Origin of the sequence: Yersinia aldovae ATCC 35236, assembly GCF_000173735.1 — a bacterium.
Classification (GTDB): Bacteria; Pseudomonadota; Gammaproteobacteria; order Enterobacterales; family Enterobacteriaceae; genus Yersinia; species Yersinia aldovae.
In genome coordinates this window covers 1-15,880 of the sequence record NZ_ACCB01000001.1, presented here as the reverse complement: position 1 = coordinate 15,880, position 15,880 = coordinate 1, and the positions used below count along the sequence as shown (strand labels likewise).

Sequence of the window (15,880 nt, the reverse complement as noted above, 5' to 3'; positions counted from 1 at the left end):
GCAAAACTGACTGATTTCTCATCATAAAACCTTCCTACTAAAGTTATTTATCCGTTGCGCCGACTGGCTGTTTCACCTGAGTACAGCCAGTACAAAGTAGTTTTCCGCCATTAATAAACGCCAAACTTTCCAGTACGACACCATTAGTATTGGCATTCAGTGAGGTATTTACTTTGTTGTCTATCTCATAAATACCGGCGTACCAACCCTTTGATGGCACCATCAAACCACTTAATTGACGGCGTGTTTGCTCACTATAAGCCGTGCGCCACAATGCATACCAACTAAAGGCTGATTTGGTTGATAACTGCCGCAGTTTATCAACTCGCACCCCTTTTTCAGTAATAACCGCCCAATCGTTGCCTGAATAGTGCAAGGTGCTATAGATAAAATAAGGCGCGGTGTCCACATGGTCTTCACTGACTGAAGTATAAATTCCTGTTCGCTGAAAACGATTTTCCTGAGCTTTAAATACCCGCCAGGCTAATTCAGACGAATAAAGATCAAAACCCAGCTCTAAGCCCGTCAAAATATAAGGTTCGCTGACGATAAAGGTATTTGCACCTTCTTTTTGTGAGATACGAATATCATCAGGCACCAATATCCCTTCAACTTTAATAAATTGCAGATGTGCTGTGTAATCCAGGGCTAAACTGGCATTAATACCCACCAGTTGCAGGGTTCGTGCAGCATATTGCTCATAACCCATGCGCCCTTCCTGATGCAAGGAGACGGCCTGAGTTTTATCGTTAATCGTTGAACCTTGTAATTGATCATCTGCCACTAGCGCATTTAATTTCCAATGTGAAATAACCTTATTCACCTCAACAGCATGTTGGGGATAATTCCAGACCAATATATTTAATGGCACCATCATTCGACTAATATCAATAGCCGACCAACCAATACCTTTAGTACTGGGCTGATTAATATAATTCACCATAGATAATGTCTGCGTGTTATACGCTTTGTTGGGTAGTTTACCCTCAAATAGAGGCAGTTTAGCCAACGCGCCTAATGCATTACTGATACGGGAATCAAACTCGTCTTGCTGAATAATACCAATCCGTTGAGCGGAAATAATTGCCATAAAATAGCTACTCGTATCCCACATCGTAGATGACGGAAACTTATCTACGGAATTCACCAAGCCACTTGGCTGGGTATTATTTACAAAATATTGCCATGCGGCCTTGGCCCAAATTATTTCTTCCGGATTCAGTGGGCGCGGACTCGGTGTTAATGGTCTTCCAACACTGGGAGCAATATGAACACGGGAATCACCGTTATCCTCGGAATGACTCTCGACATACAACACAATAGAAAAAGCGATTAAAATACCAATCACCATCGCCAGATAACTTCTCGCCTTCAGGAGGTTATATTTAAATGACATCAGGAACCCTCCTGTGCATTAAGTTCAGCATGGTCAGGCTGCCAAAGAGCGGCCAAAACCATTGGCATCATGGCAGCAATGTTTGCGGCCCCCAAAAGATATTAATCACGAAGCCTGAGGGATCTTTTATATTCCCCTCGGCTATCTGAATCGCCCCCCAAATCAGCCCCAATAAAGTCAGCCCGATAATGGCGAGCTGGGGCTTAACTAAGGATAGAAAATTACCTTGCTGGCGCTCCTTGGGCGTCACATGAAATTTAATCTTCTCCCCCCGCAGCACAGTATCTAATGCCCGTAAATTCATAGAAAATAAAGCCAGGAAAGATGACTTCCCATCCCAGGCGGAGATACCCCATGTGCCAAACATAAACGCTAATTCCGAGACAATCATAAAGGGCAGAAAATGCAGATAAAAAGGTGATGAATAAGTCGAAACAGGAGGAATACCCGTGAAGAGATAAATTAACGGGGCAATCAAAAACACCGTATTCCAGATACAGGCAAAATAGGACCAGAAGGTGGTGCCATACATTATTTTTTGTTATTGCGCTGAGTTTAATCCGTTTGCTGGTAAAAAGCCGGTCATGTAAAGCGATATCCATTGAACCTGCAGCATATTTAAATCGCTGGATCATCCAAGTCAGTAAGTCCTGTGGCGAAAGCATTTTTGATTCTATTTGTGGATGCATCACGGAGCGCCATTTACGACCAGGATCGCCATGTAAAACGATAGAGGTATAAATATCTTCTGACACATGAAATTTATACGGCATCAACTCGGTATCATGTACCACATGGGGCAGCATGGCCTGGGCCAAATCCGCTTTTATTTCACTGTCGGTTAAATCATTAGTATATTGCTCTATCTCATCTTCTATATTATCGACATAGCGCCGCAGTGCTGCCTGCATAATAGCTTCACGCCGATGAATTGATGCAGCGCCACAACAAAAAGCGGCATTAGCCCAATTACGTCTGCGCAAAATAACATCATAAAACATCTGGGGATCATTAAAGAAAGGATCATGGCCTACTGTTAATGGGCCAATCAATTTTTCTATCCCTTTACCAAACAGATAGCCGGTTGTGCCCAATTTTTGTTTAGCCCATTCAGGTAATGGTTTACCCTGCGGTAAGTCATAAAACCACTGTGGTGTTTGCACCCAGGCAACATCAACATCACGGAAATACCCTAACGTATCGGTTAATATTGTTGGGAACACACGGGTATCCGCATCACAAATAATAATAAAATCTCCCTGTGTCATCTCCATGCCGTTACGAAGATTACCGGCCTTATACCCAATATTATTTTCCCGACTTAAATAGTTAACTCCCTCTTCTTGCGCAACCACCGCCATTTCGCTTCGCTTTCCATCATCTAATACATAAATACGATAATCTAAGGGGAAGGGATAAGTTACGGCCAGTGCATCCCGAATCGATAAGCGCACCAATTCAACATCTTCATTATAAGTGGCAATAAATAAATCAACTTTAATCTGCCGCCCTTCTTGCATCTCTTCAGCTACGATACAATCGTCGATTGTTTCAGGTGCTGGCTGAGCAGGAATATCTCTCACTTTCCAGAGGTTGATAGTAAATAAAGCTGAGCCAATAAATGCCAGAGTTTCAGCCATTACCAACGGGATTGCATACCAAAGCGCATCGTAATTAAGTGAATTCATCCAACGCCAGCGGATATAGTTTGCCCCCAAGATGAGAGCAGCAACCGCCAGGCTTTGCCATAAAAACTCAATAGCCCAATGAGTTTTTAGTGGTGATGGTGGTTTTCTGTTTTCAAACGAAGAGAAATAAAAAGCCATATCACAACCTCAGTCAATCCATGAAGATAAGTGAGATAAATCAGTCCATTCAATGAGCTATTGGGGAAATTCAGCCTGATTATCAAACACAATACTTATGTCGGCCCTTCTGTTTTCTTTATCAATGATAAAGAATTAATACCGTCTTTTATTTCGTAATCAATTTCATCGACAGCATTAAACATCATCATTAACCCCATACCATTCTCCGGCCAGGAGTCAGGTGTGGACACCTCAGGAAAATGAGATAAACCACTTTTATTTTGTAACAACTCAGCGGGTATCGATTTTCCTTTATCTTGCAAGTTCAAGACTAACTGATTATTTCCATAACGCATTTCGACAATAATATTTTGAGTGGCATCATAATTAACACCATGTTTTACTATATTGATAAATGCTTCATTTAATGCAAGTTCCATAGCATAACTGCTGGATGAGTCAATTTGTAAGGGCTGCATAAATTGCACCAACTTCTCATGCAAAATATGCAGACTCGACAACGAGGCTGGCAGGCTTATGCGTATTAACTGAGCCTGTGACGTGCCTGGATGATAACTCATAGCAACATATCTTTATGAAGAAACTCATTGAATAAAGACTTCTCCGCCGTAATAATATCCTTACGTCGTTTATCATCAATTAGCCAATTTAGACCGGCCTCAGATAAATCAATTGCGATTCCCTCAGGCGAAATAACTTTCCCAGCAAAAATTATCTGTTGATGTAAATGCGCGATACCCCCAACGCGGGTGTAATCAGCAATAAAACTTTGATCAATGACAGCCCCCTGCTCTAATAAACACCCAGCACCAATAATTGCTGGCCCTTTAATCGTCACTCCGGGTTGTATTTCTGTACTACTGCCAATATAAACAGGCCCTTCAATATCTAAGGTCGAAAAATCAGCTTTAACGTTAAGCCCACACCAGACTTGGGGGGCAACTTTAATGCCTGGCATGGGATAATGTGGTAACTCTTGATTGAGGATCATCCGGTTCACATGCCAAAAATCCTGTAATGACCCAATATCAACCCATTGGAATGGTAAGGCAATACCATAGAAAGGAATGCCTAATTCAGCAAGCTGAGGAAATAACTGACTACCAATATCATACTCAATACCATCAGGAATATAATCGAATATTTCGGGTTCAAAAACATAAATGCCAGTATTGGCATTGTTTGATAATGCCTCTTCTATTTTAGGTTTTTCCTGAAACTTACTGACTCTACCTTGATCATCAGTGACAACAATACCGTATTTATTCACCTGATCCGCTGAGACAGGGCGCATCACCAAGGTCGCCACACTTTTTCTGGCCCGATGGAAAGCCAATACCTGGTCAAAGTCTACATCAATTAATGCATCACCACACACCACCACAAAAGTCTCATCAAAAAAACCCGAGAAGTTCTGAATATGTTTCATGCCACCGGCGGAACCTAATACATTATCGACAAAGGTATTCCCTTCCATAATGCCTTCATAGGAGTAACCCATTTCGACGCCCCAGGCATGACCATCACGAAAATAATTCTCTATATCCATAGACAAATAACTGGTATTCACCATTAACTGATTAAAACCATACTGTCTTAAATGCTCAACAATTGATTCCATAATAGGTTTGCGAATCAATGGGATCATCGGTTTCGGCAATATGGTGGTCAGTGGTCTGGCTCTGGTTCCTTTCCCGGCAGCAAGGATCATGGCTTTCATAAATAAATATTCCTTAGAAATTAAGGTGCTACGGAGCGCATTTGTTGTAACGTTTCGGTTTGATCAGTACCGATAGTAAATATCCTGTCCATCCGGGTTAGCTTAAACATGCCATGAATGTTGTTATTGAGTGAGCAAATAGCAAGTTCACCTTTTCCATTCAACGTTTTCAGCAGCGAAACCAGAGCCCCTAAACAGCTACTGTCGATGAAATCTACCCGACTAAAATCTAACAAAATACTTTTGGCTCCCAGGGCAATCATTGCCTGTATATCTTCCTTAAACTTCAGGGCAACCGAGGCATCCAATCGCCGTATCAAGGGGGTAATAACCAGCACATTATCAATTGTCTGAGTTTCAAAGTTCATTATTTCTTCCTTACAATGCCGTTACGTGGGGTGAACAGTTATTGCGCTCGATCACCAGTAAAGAGATATCATCACTAAATGCAGAACGCCCGTTCTGAATATCACTTTGATGCTCATCTGTTAGTATTGGGTGCCAGCAAGTTAACGCCTGCTGTACTTGCCGAAAAACGGCTTGCACACTGTCCCGATGACTTACAGCCAGCAAGTCTTGTAAGCGCTGTTCACCAAAGAGTTCTTGTTCTGCGTTCTCACACTCAACGATGCCATCGGTAAATAAATAGAGCCGATCACCTGAGGCAAGCGAGAAAGCGCTATCCTGATAATCCATTGAATCAATCAGCCCAACCGGTGCCCCCCCATTACCAATTGGGGTTACCTGGCCAGAGCCACTGACAATAAACGGGGTTGGGTGCCCAGCCTGACAAAGCACCCCGGTCGCGGTTTGCACATCTATAACGCCATAGATGAGAGTGAAATAGCTGGCTATATCATCGTTCTCAATGCAAAAGCGCCGATTAAGTTCAGCGACAACTTTATGAGGCGGGTTAATCCGATAACCTGAAGGAGTATTAGCAGGTGAAATCAGTAAGTTATCAGCGGCACGCCCATTAAGGAATTGGCGTGCAACTGACAGTGAGAGCATTGCTGCGGCTACACCGTGACCTGCAACATCAATACTATAGAAACCAATGTGTTGGGTGCCCAGCTGGAAAAAACTTAACAAATCCCCGGATACATAGGCAGAAGGCATAAACATCCATTCAGCCTGAAAGCCACTTACCATCAGCTTTTCCGCGGGTAATACACTGCGTTGCAGTTTTGCTGCGGACTGCAAATCAGCTTCTATCTGTTGATACGCTTGAGATAACTTCTGATTACGTGCATCAAGGGTTGCTTCTAGCATTAATATTCGTTCGCCAGCATGCAAACGGGCGCGTAGCTCACTTTGATTTATCGGTTTTGACAGAAAATCATCGGCCCCCGCATCTAAACCCGCGATCAAATCCTCAACAGATTGGCGCACAGTTATCAATACTAAATAAATATACCGATCAGAATAGTGTTTGCGGATAGTGGTGCAGAGCTTCAATCCATCCATGACGGGCATCTCCCAGTCACTAATCACCATATTGATGGCATTATCATCGAGAATAGCCAACGCATCCTGGCCATTTTCTGCTTCAAAAACAGAGAATTGCCATTTTTTTAGCAAATTGACCAGTAAAAAGCGGTAGCTTGCTGAATCATCAACAACAAGTATAGACGTCACACCTGTAACTGGAGCATGAAGTTGCATAAGTTATCCAAATACTTCGTGTAAACATAACTAATCAAACATCATCAGTAATGGATGATATTCGACGTCCCTGACTTTTTCATACACCGATAAAACATGACACTATCTTAACTATTAATAGTGCCATTAAGCGTAGCACAGAGTTTTAACCTTTCAATTTACAAGGGTAAAGTCCAGCTAAGATTTATTGTTCCACTGCGAAAATTTGCATTTGCGTTCTCCCGCCACGGGTAGCGAGTTCCGGTGTAATTACCATAATAAAGCGACCAGGATCCCGGAGCATAACCAGACGTATAGCCAAAACTATAAGTGTAATCATAATTCCAAGGTTGCTGCTGGTTCTTGTCTGGGTAATAAAAAGCAGATAAGCGAAAAAAATAGTGTTGTAGTAAGGTATAGCCACAACTCCCTAAAAAACTGTTCTTATTTTCTTTCATGGTTGATGAGGCGTCAGAGTAATAACGCGGCACATAGCTATAGCCAACTTGACAAATCAGTGAGTCGTTTTTGTTAATCAATAACGCAGACTCTACCGTCTTAGGTAAGGCAAATTTGTAGCCCAAAGTCCAAGAGCCTTGCTCAAATCGTGTTCTTTGAGCACCTGTCGCAGGAAAAAAACTATTATTATCGTTGTAATTACCATAAACCAGGCTGAAAGTACCCGGATGCCAATCGTCATAACCAAAACTATAGACAAAATCGGTACTGTATTTACTGGTATTTTGTAATGGAACCCGAATAGTCATATTGCCAAAAAAGTAACTTATCGGGGAATACTGCATACTAAAAAGCCCCCGCTGATTGAGTTTGTATACTTCTTCGGAGGTATGTTCCCCAGTAGGAACATTGACCATCTTTTTTTTAAGTGGTGAGCTATAGGTTAATGCCGTCGAAAATGTATCCTCATCACCAGAAAAAAGGCGCGACCAAGGGCTGGTAAATAATTTAACAGCCGGTGGATTAGCTGTCTCCGCCATAATATCTAACGGGTAGACAAATAATCCACCAAGTAACATTGTAAATAATATGTTGTATCTCACTTCAAACTATCCTCTCCCCAAATATCCCTGCTATAACCACGAATAGTCCTGTCACTGGAAAATTCTCCCATACCACTTATTGTATTTAATGCTCTGCTATGCCAATTGTAAGTATTATTATAATCAGTCAAGGCTTGATGTTGGGCCTGACAATAGCTGGAGAAATCAGCCAAATGGAAATAGTGATCACCATGATTTACCAGCATATTAAATAGGGGATAAAATAGATTCTTATCTGCATGGAAAAAACCTGAAATGAGTGAATCAACAGTCATTTTCAGTTCTGTATTAGATGCATACTCGTCATATGGAGAACGTCCTTTTGATCTTTGTTCTGCAATTTGTTCCGCTGATAAACCAAAAACATAGAAATTCTCATGGCCAACAGCATCTCTTATTTCGATATTAGCACCATCTAGCGTGCCAATAGTTAAAGCACCATTCATTGCCAACTTCATATTACTAGTACCCGAAGCCTCAGTACCTGCAGTAGATATCTGTTCAGATAAATCAGCAGCGGGGATAATACTCTCAGCTAAAGAGACTTTATAATCCTCTAAAAATACCACTTTTAGCTGCCCATTAACGTTAGGATCATTATTCACCTTCAGAGCAACTTGATTAATCAGCTGTATGATCAGCTTGGCCATCGCATAGCCTGGTGCAGCTTTACCTGAGAAAATATGAACTTTAGGCGCGATAGAGACCACACCGTCAAGAATCCTATGATAAAGATTAATGACATAAAGGACATTAAGTAGTTGCCGTTTATATTCATGAATACGCTTTATCTGGCAATCAAACATTGCATCAGGGTTAATAGTTATGCCTTGCTGACGGGTTATTATCTGACTTAACTTCAGTTTGTTGAATTTCTTAATCTCTGCAAGCTCAGCAATAACATCCCGGTCGCTCGCTAACGATCTCAATTTGGTTAAAAGTGTCAGATTGGTAACCCATTCATTACCTAGGTGAGCATCTAAAAATAGTGATAAGCGTGGATTAGCCTGCTGTATCCAGCGCCGTGGAGTAACTCCGTTTGTTTGATTGGTAAACTTCTCCGGCATCAGATGATAAAAATCAGGCACCAGGTTTGACTTAATCAAGTCCGAATGCAATTTAGCCACACCGTTAACTTTGTGGCTGCCGATAATTGCAAGATAGGCCATCCGGACTTTCTTTTCAGGCATCTCTTCAATCAAAGACATTGACGCCAATAAGTCTGTACGTTCCGGCTGCCATCTGTGTACTTCCAGTAAGAAACGCCGATTAATTTCATAGATAATTTGTAGATGTCGCGGCAAGAGCAACTCGAACAAATTAACTGACCACTTTTCTAACGCTTCAGGCATTAAGGTGTGATTGGTGTAGGCGCACGTCCGTTGTGTTAAATCCCAAGCAATATCCCAGTCGACAGCATGTTCATCAACTAATATCCTCATCAGTTCAACAATAGCGAGTGCCGGATGGGTATCATTAAGTTGTATTGCCACAAACTCTGGCAACTGATTAAGGTCAGTGGAATGCAAGAAGAAATCATGCATAACATCTCGCAATGTACAAGCTACCAGGAAATACTCTTGGGTTAGGCGCAACTCTTTACCCGCCAGAATTTCATCTGATGGGTAAAGGACTTTAGAAATATTTTCTGATGCTATTTTTTGATTAACCGCCTTCAGGTAATCACCATGATTAAAAATATGAATATCAAATGAATCTGAAGCACAGGCACTGTATAGACGAAGTGAATTCACCGTATTATTATTATAACCCGACACCAGATAGTCATGAGGTACGCCAATTATAATCTTCCAATCCATCCACATTGGATTGTAATTACCTTGTAGATCTTTTATTTCCTCAATACGGCCATAAAGCGGAATTATCATCGCCTGACTTTGATGCTCTATAAGCCAGGGTGAATGAGCAGAGTGCCAATCATCAGGTTTCTCTATTTGCTTACCATCCTGAATTTGTTGGTGAAATAAACCATACTCATACTTGATCCCATGCCCCGACCCAGCAAGATCTAATGTGGCCATTGAATCAATAAAACAGGCAGCTAAACGCCCTAACCCACCATTACCCAGTGCCGCATCTTCTTCACTTCTGACAATAATTTCAAAATCTACACCGAGAGACTCTAATGCGGCTTTTGTGATTTCCATCATTCCTTGATTTATTAGGTTATTCCGTAATGACTGACCAATCAAAAACTCCATCGATATATAGTAAATACGTTTTTTTCTTGCCTGATAGTGGCGTTCTTGGGTACTGAAGTAGTCATCTACTTGATTTCGTCGCACAACCAATGCCAATGCACTAAATACATCACTGGATGATGCAGTTAAAAGCGTTACTCCGAGAGAATATTTCAATTCATAAAGTATGCTATCACGCAGTTTGTTGACCTGATCTTTATCTGGAGTCGACTGTGTATCTTTCATCTCTGGCCTCTTTATCATTTTGAGTAAAAATATCAGTTAGGAATAAACTTCCTGCCAACATTATATTTCGCTAATAACCATAACATCAGTAAAGCACAGAGATGAACCAGTGTATTTAACAGCCATGCACGATGCCATAATCCAAAATCCACAATTTGATTAACCAGTAAAACCACATATACATGGACAATGAAAACATATAAAGAATGTTGACCTAGCGTTATTAAAAACCAGCCAAATATCTTATTAATCGGCACCCACAAATAGCTCAATATCAAATAACATGTTATTAGCAGACTAAAATCATTCATAACGCGCAGTGGCCCTAACGCATTTTTAGCAGCGAAATTTTCATAGAACCAATTGAAGCGTGGCGCATTTATAACATGCAGCATAACGTCATAAGGCATAAATGGATTATTATGATTTTGTGCAATAAACATCATTACAAGTGTAAATAAAACTATAATACATAAACTCCAAAATCCAGCCTTAGTGCGAGCCAGAGAAAGCAACTCTTCTTTATACCAACCAATCGTCATGCCCAGCACATAGATTAATTGCCAGGCCAAGAATGGAAAAGCAAATTCAAACTGAGCCGAGGTCAACTTAATTCTAGTGAAAAAATAGAGTATATATAATGAAAGGGATATAATTAATAGCCATCCAACCCATCTACGTTCCAATAAATAGAGAAAGAAAGGCGTTGCCAGCAACAGATAGAAATATAGACCTAAAATCTGACTTTGGTGTGGCCCAATTTGCAAATAGAACACCATGTTAAACCAGGATTCTTTTATCTGATCGTAAACTGGATATAACGGATAGTTCACGTCTGAAAATCGATCGGTAAAATGTGTCACTTCAAAGGTGTTTATGAATGTCAATTTAGTTAGCAGTAGTATACTTATAATGATAACTATATTGACGATATATATCTTGCAAGCTCGCCGGTATAGTGCATAGCTAACGGTTAGCAAGGCTTCTTTTTGCAGGCGTTGACGATTAATTACGCCCAACATAAACCCCGAAAGAATAACGAATCCTTCCGCGCCGGTCGTCAGACCAAAGCGCTCCCAGGTAAAAATATCCAGTACAGACATCACTTCAATGTGGGCAACAACCATCATCACTAAGGCAATACCCCGCAACAGATCGATTCTTAGGTCACGTTTATCTGGTGACACATAGCGCAACGATTTTATCCAAACGGGAGCAGTTCTACATTTATTTTCAGATATAGCAAATGCGTGAATCATCCAATCACCCGCAAATTTTACCTATCGATAATGAAGGATATTAGCTATCCATCCGTGTTTTAATCTCACGCCATTCACGCACCCATACACATTAGAACATTTTAACTGTAGAACAATGTGAGTAACCTTACAATTGTGGTTAATTATGAGGATAATTTATGAGTATCAGGATACGCAAAAGACAGCCCCTTCACGGTGAAGATAACTATTGACCTATGGTAAAAATCTTATGGGATGCCCGCATCAATAAGAATCAGACCAAGGCAGATCAAATTCATCTTATTGAACCAGTAAAAAATGTCATATAATACATTTAATTACATAGCATCACCCTTACAGGCAGGTTAAAATCCAAACTGCCCCAGCATCTGCTACAAATACTAAATCATCAGTATTTTAACCATCATATTTATTCAGAAGCTTCATTCGTTTCTCCGGCATGGCTGTCGTGGTGCTGAACTTATTCTCTCCTCGAGCCGTTGGCCAGCTTAAGCAAACGAGAATGGCAACTGAACTGGCGATAAATACTTTATTAATAGTGTTATGGCGGAGAAAAGCTTTATCTCCTGTTCTATTCAGGAGGCCAGTTTGCAAATGAATGCTGGAAACCTTTGTGTTAACTCAAGGGGGAAAACAGTATATGTCGACGGGGAAATACCATAGAAGTGCCGTAGCAGAGAGTTTTTCAGTTACTGAAAATAGAATGAGGCAAGGGTCTGTCTAATTGAGTACGGGTAGTGCTGCTTCAGCATTCGCATTATATTAGCAATGTTATTGTCGTGGATTAAGTGCCTGAGAGTCACTGTCGTTATGCGTAGTGATTGGGGATAATTGTGATCGAGCAAACCCCAAATAAAATAGTCATCGTCAATCACCCAGAACGCAATACTTCGCATAACGATAGATTTTCACAAACATGATTATGACGTGCTTAGTATCATTGCCCTATCAGCCCCCGTTCTTAAACCGATGGTGCATATTAATCAGTGTTGCTATGGCGGCGACCAATGCCGGAATACACATAAACAGAAGAATATTATCCACCTGCCAGTGCATATTGAGTAATTGTGCGGCCAATAAAGTACCCGCGACACCCCCAAAACGCCCTATTCCCTGCATCCAGGAAATTCCTGTCGCACGGCTATGCGTTGGATAGAAGTTAACCGCCAAAGATTGTAAACCAGACTGAGCACCGTTCATGGTGACCCCCATCAGAAAAATCAAACCACCTAATAAGAGTATCTGGCTATTCTGAGTAGACATCAGGACAATCAGCAGAGCGGTAATCATAAATCCGCATGACACAACTTTATAAGCATTCCAGCGATCCATCAGCCAACCTGCAATGATAATACCCAGCGTTCCACCGAGGGTAAACAAAGAGGTGAGTATTGCCGATTGTTGCAGTTGATAGCCAAGGCCATTCATCAGGATCGGCATCCAACTCAGTAATACATAATAGATAATTAACCCATAAAGTAGGTTAACCATAGCATCAGTGTGCCAATCAGGTAGCGGGAAGAGAAAAGCAGGCCAAGGCTACTTTTAGTCTGTGTCAGTGGATCTTGATAAAGGTAGAACTGAGTCGTAGGTTTGATATCCCGTTGCATAAGCAAAATAAGAATCTGGCGAACTTTCTCTGGGTAACGTTGCTTACTGACGAGATATTTCACGGATTCAGGTAATAAAAACACTAACAAAAGGGTCAATGCTAGCGGCATGATAGCCCCAAGTAATAACACGCTTTGCCAGCCATAAAGTGGTACCAACCAGGAAGAGATAAATCCACCCGCAGCAGCACCGAGAGGAAAACCACAGTACATCGTGTTAATCGCCAGTGCCCGGCAACGTGCAGGGGCGTACTCTGATATCAAGGTAATGGCATTAGGCATAGCCGCTCCCAGCCCCAAACCCGTCATAAAACGCCAAAATGTGAGAAGGTTAAGGCTGCTGGCATACGCGGAGGCCAAACTGGAAAGGCCAAAAAACAAGCAGGAATAAATCAGCACTTTTTTGCGCCCTATCCTGTCGGATATTGGCCCGGCCACCAACGCACCAAGTGACAATCCGAGCAGTGCGGCACTCAATACTAGCCCCAAACTCTGCTTGGGAATCCCCCAGTCATCTGACAATGCCGGCGCGATGTAACCCATAGCGGCTGTATCGTAGCCATCAATTGCCAGAATAAGAAAGCCTAATATGATGATTTTCCAATGAAAAAAAGAGAAATGGCTGTTATCGATCTCTTGCTGAATATCCAATTTATAGCTATGAGTCATCATTAAGCTCTCATCGAGTATGTACATGTATATACATTTGTTGCATTTAATGAGCACTTGTCAAATATATTTACTATATTTGTCTGTAGCTTGTTATTTTTGTTGTATATTCTTCCTATTAATTAAATTTCAGTGTTATGTTTACTAATCTGTTACTTAACTAGCAATATAATCTGTGTAACTTAACTTAGTGACTGGAATGTATCGTGTATTGCGGCCTTATTCACGTTGTATGCGCTGAAATTTATTACAGCCGATATCTTTCGAGCAACGCCAACAGATCGCCTTGACGTCACGATATAGACAAACATAAGGTGCAGAAGCGGCGACATGTTTACATCAGGAGTCCAGCTCGATAATTTAGAATAATCCGACAAACGATCATCTGAGTCAGCGCTCCAGCCAATGATGAGCCGGAATGGTTCGACTCTTACTATAAGGAGTTAGTATTGAATACAAAGAATATGCATTACGTCGATATAGGTTCGGGTTTTCCCCTGTTGCTCGGACACAGCTATCTTTTCAGCAGTGATATGTGGTCATCGCAACTGCCCGAGCTAGCCAAGCGCTACCGGGTCATTATTCCTGACTTATGGGGACATGGCGCGTCCCCAGAACTCCCTGATGGCTACAGTAGCCTTTCAGATATTGCCCATGACCATCTCAGCTTAATGGATGATTTGGGTATAAAAGAATTTGGCATTTTAGGGTTGTCAGTCGGTGGAATGTGGGGAGCTGAATTGGCAGCCCTTCATCCTGAAAGAGTCAACTTACTTGCCCTGATGGACACTTTTCTTGGTGAGGAGAGTGACGCTGAAAGGTTGCGCTATTTTGGTATGTTAAATGAGATAGATAAAATCGGGAGCATACAATCTCCACTGCTAGAGTATGCGGCGAAATTATTCTATTCAGATAATGTTTCCAATATGCTGTTACACCCTCTAATCGATCATTTGAGGAGTATCCCAGTCGAACGTTTACGCCAAAGTATTGTTCCTTTGGGTAAGTTAATCTTTGGGCGTCCAAATAAATTATCTTTACTTGAAAAAATCACTGTTCCTTCGATAGTCATTACGGGGGAGTATGACAAACCCAGGCCACCATCTGAAGGTGCATTAATGTCAAAATTACTGCGATGTGATCATGTCATTATTCCTGGTGCGGGACATATCAGTAATAAAGAAAAACCCGACATAGTGACAGACACCTTACTACAATTCTTATCCAAAGCTCATAGCGCCAATTAGTGCAGCAGCGTTAGTCACTAATCTGTCGGGTAGGATTTGCTCCAATCTTGCTATGTTACCCTTGTATTTATACATAAAAAATAGGTCGTTAGGATGAAAGCAGCCATACATCAATTACCCAACGGTATTTCTCTGACCCTGCGTACCACGGAACATCAAGGCAACAAGCCAGTCGTGATCTTGTGTCACGGTTTCTGTGGCATTCAGGAGATTCTGTTACCGGCATTCGCAGAAGCGTTTACCTTAGCGGGATTTAACACGGTCACTTTCGATTACCGCGGTTTTGGCAGCAGTTTAGGTGAGCGTGGCCGTCTGGTTCCGGCAATGCAAATTGAGGATATCCTCAGCGTTGTGGCATGGGTTAAAGCGCAGACAGACATGAATGCCAGCCGTATCGGGTTGTGGGGAACATCATTCGGCGGGTGCCATGTATTTGGTGCTGCGGCAGATAATCCTGATATCGCATGTGTAGTCAGCCAGCTCGCATTTGCTGATGGTGAAGATATCGTCACGGGAAAAATGTCTGAGGAAGAGAAACAGAGCTTTATTGCCACACTGGATAAGATGGTAGAAAAGAAGCAAGCCACCGGCAAAGAAACATTTGTTGGTGTAACTCGCGTGCTGAATGACAAAGAATCAAAAACATTCTTCGAAACAAACAAAATAATTTATCCTGCAATGGACATTAAGATCCCATTTCTTACCGTTCGCGAAACCCTGCGATATAAACCTAAAGATAATGCTGCACGAGTCACCTGCCCAACGCTGGTTGTTATCGCAGGTGCTGACACTGTAAACCCGCCGGATCAAGGGCAAAAATTATATAATGCCGTGAGTTCATTACATAAAACGTTGCATATTGAGGATGGGGCTATGCATTATGATATGTATAGTGGTAAACATTTTGACAATATAATCGCTATTCAGACTGACTGGTTCAGGAAGCATCTTTAGATAAAATAAAGCATGCGGTGAAATATTGTGGGTATATCACCGTT

10 protein-coding genes and 2 pseudogenes are annotated in these 15,880 nt (G+C 41.6%); 2 read left to right on the top strand and 10 right to left on the bottom strand.

Going from position 1 to position 15,880, the window contains the following annotated elements:
* Positions 1–43: 43 nt before the first annotated feature.
* The 10 genes and pseudogenes from YALDO0001_RS00060 to YALDO0001_RS00015 all read right to left on the bottom strand — a co-directional run bounded on the left by YALDO0001_RS00060 (position 44) and on the right by YALDO0001_RS00015 (position 13,635).
* Positions 44–1,396 carry a DUF3131 domain-containing protein gene (locus tag YALDO0001_RS00060; RefSeq protein WP_004698799.1) on the bottom strand — a complete coding sequence of 451 codons (1,353 nt, stop codon included), beginning with the start codon at positions 1,394–1,396 and terminating at the stop codon, positions 44–46.
* Positions 1,396–3,222 (bottom strand): annotated as a pseudogene (locus YALDO0001_RS00055) (glycosyltransferase). The gene YALDO0001_RS00060 and the pseudogene YALDO0001_RS00055 overlap by 1 nt, the downstream one beginning before the upstream one ends.
* A gap of 95 nt (positions 3,223–3,317) precedes the next feature.
* On the bottom strand, positions 3,318–3,785 hold the full coding sequence (locus tag YALDO0001_RS00050; protein ID WP_082039535.1) for an ATP-binding protein: 468 nt from the start codon (positions 3,783–3,785) through the stop codon (positions 3,318–3,320).
* Positions 3,782–4,945 (bottom strand): nucleotidyltransferase family protein, encoded by a 1,164-nt coding sequence (locus YALDO0001_RS00045; protein ID WP_004698790.1) that lies wholly within the window; start codon positions 4,943–4,945, stop codon positions 3,782–3,784. The genes YALDO0001_RS00050 and YALDO0001_RS00045 overlap by 4 nt, the downstream gene beginning before the upstream one ends.
* A gap of 20 nt (positions 4,946–4,965) precedes the next feature.
* Entirely contained in the window at positions 4,966–5,313 is a 348-nt protein-coding gene (locus YALDO0001_RS00040) for an STAS domain-containing protein (RefSeq protein WP_004698787.1), read from the bottom strand.
* A gap of 10 nt (positions 5,314–5,323) precedes the next feature.
* On the bottom strand, positions 5,324–6,610 hold the full coding sequence (locus tag YALDO0001_RS00035; protein ID WP_004698785.1) for a PP2C family protein-serine/threonine phosphatase: 1,287 nt from the start codon (positions 6,608–6,610) through the stop codon (positions 5,324–5,326).
* A gap of 158 nt (positions 6,611–6,768) precedes the next feature.
* Positions 6,769–7,626, bottom strand: coding sequence for a hypothetical protein (locus YALDO0001_RS00030; RefSeq protein WP_004698784.1), 858 nt, complete (start codon positions 7,624–7,626; stop codon positions 6,769–6,771).
* Between the two features lie 20 nt (positions 7,627–7,646).
* Complete coding sequence (locus YALDO0001_RS00025) at positions 7,647–10,097, bottom strand: glycogen/starch/alpha-glucan phosphorylase (RefSeq protein ID WP_004698782.1); 2,451 nt, start codon at positions 10,095–10,097, stop codon at positions 7,647–7,649.
* 32 nt (positions 10,098–10,129) lie between these two features.
* The gene (gene opgC / locus YALDO0001_RS00020) at positions 10,130–11,356 is read right to left on the bottom strand and encodes an OpgC domain-containing protein (protein ID WP_049596031.1); all 1,227 of its coding nucleotides are present in this window, start codon (positions 11,354–11,356) and stop codon (positions 10,130–10,132) included.
* A 948-nt stretch (positions 11,357–12,304) separates the two neighbouring features.
* Positions 12,305–13,635: pseudogene (locus YALDO0001_RS00015) on the bottom strand (MFS transporter).
* Between the two features lie 464 nt (positions 13,636–14,099).
* Between YALDO0001_RS00015 and YALDO0001_RS00010 the strand changes: the two are divergent.
* Both YALDO0001_RS00010 and uilS read left to right on the top strand, forming a co-directional pair.
* Positions 14,100–14,882: an alpha/beta fold hydrolase gene (locus YALDO0001_RS00010; protein WP_004698774.1), complete on the top strand. Its 783-nt coding sequence runs from the start codon at positions 14,100–14,102 to the stop codon at positions 14,880–14,882.
* Between the two features lie 93 nt (positions 14,883–14,975).
* Positions 14,976–15,836 carry a UilS family quorum-quenching N-acyl-homoserine lactonase gene (gene uilS / locus YALDO0001_RS00005; protein ID WP_004698772.1) on the top strand — a complete coding sequence of 287 codons (861 nt, stop codon included), beginning with the start codon at positions 14,976–14,978 and terminating at the stop codon, positions 15,834–15,836.
* Positions 15,837–15,880 lie beyond the last annotated feature (44 nt).

What these genes read in the sequence shown, in the direction of transcription:
- YALDO0001_RS00060 (WP_004698799.1), bottom strand. Translation starts at nt 1,396, where the DNA reads ATGTCATTTAAATATAACCTCCTGAAGGCGAGAAGTTATCTGGCGATG.
- YALDO0001_RS00050 (WP_082039535.1), bottom strand. Translation starts at nt 3,785, where the DNA reads ATGAGTTATCATCCAGGCACGTCACAGGCTCAGTTAATACGCATAAGC.
- YALDO0001_RS00045 (WP_004698790.1), bottom strand. Translation starts at nt 4,945, where the DNA reads ATGAAAGCCATGATCCTTGCTGCCGGGAAAGGAACCAGAGCCAGACCA.
- YALDO0001_RS00040 (WP_004698787.1), bottom strand. Translation starts at nt 5,313, where the DNA reads ATGAACTTTGAAACTCAGACAATTGATAATGTGCTGGTTATTACCCCC.
- YALDO0001_RS00035 (WP_004698785.1), bottom strand. Translation starts at nt 6,610, where the DNA reads ATGCAACTTCATGCTCCAGTTACAGGTGTGACGTCTATACTTGTTGTT.
- YALDO0001_RS00030 (WP_004698784.1), bottom strand. Translation starts at nt 7,626, where the DNA reads ATGTTACTTGGTGGATTATTTGTCTACCCGTTAGATATTATGGCGGAG.
- YALDO0001_RS00025 (WP_004698782.1), bottom strand. Translation starts at nt 10,097, where the DNA reads ATGAAAGATACACAGTCGACTCCAGATAAAGATCAGGTCAACAAACTG.
- opgC (WP_049596031.1), bottom strand. Translation starts at nt 11,356, where the DNA reads ATGATTCACGCATTTGCTATATCTGAAAATAAATGTAGAACTGCTCCC.
- YALDO0001_RS00010 (WP_004698774.1), top strand. Translation starts at nt 14,100, where the DNA reads ATGCATTACGTCGATATAGGTTCGGGTTTTCCCCTGTTGCTCGGACAC.
- uilS (WP_004698772.1), top strand. Translation starts at nt 14,976, where the DNA reads ATGAAAGCAGCCATACATCAATTACCCAACGGTATTTCTCTGACCCTG.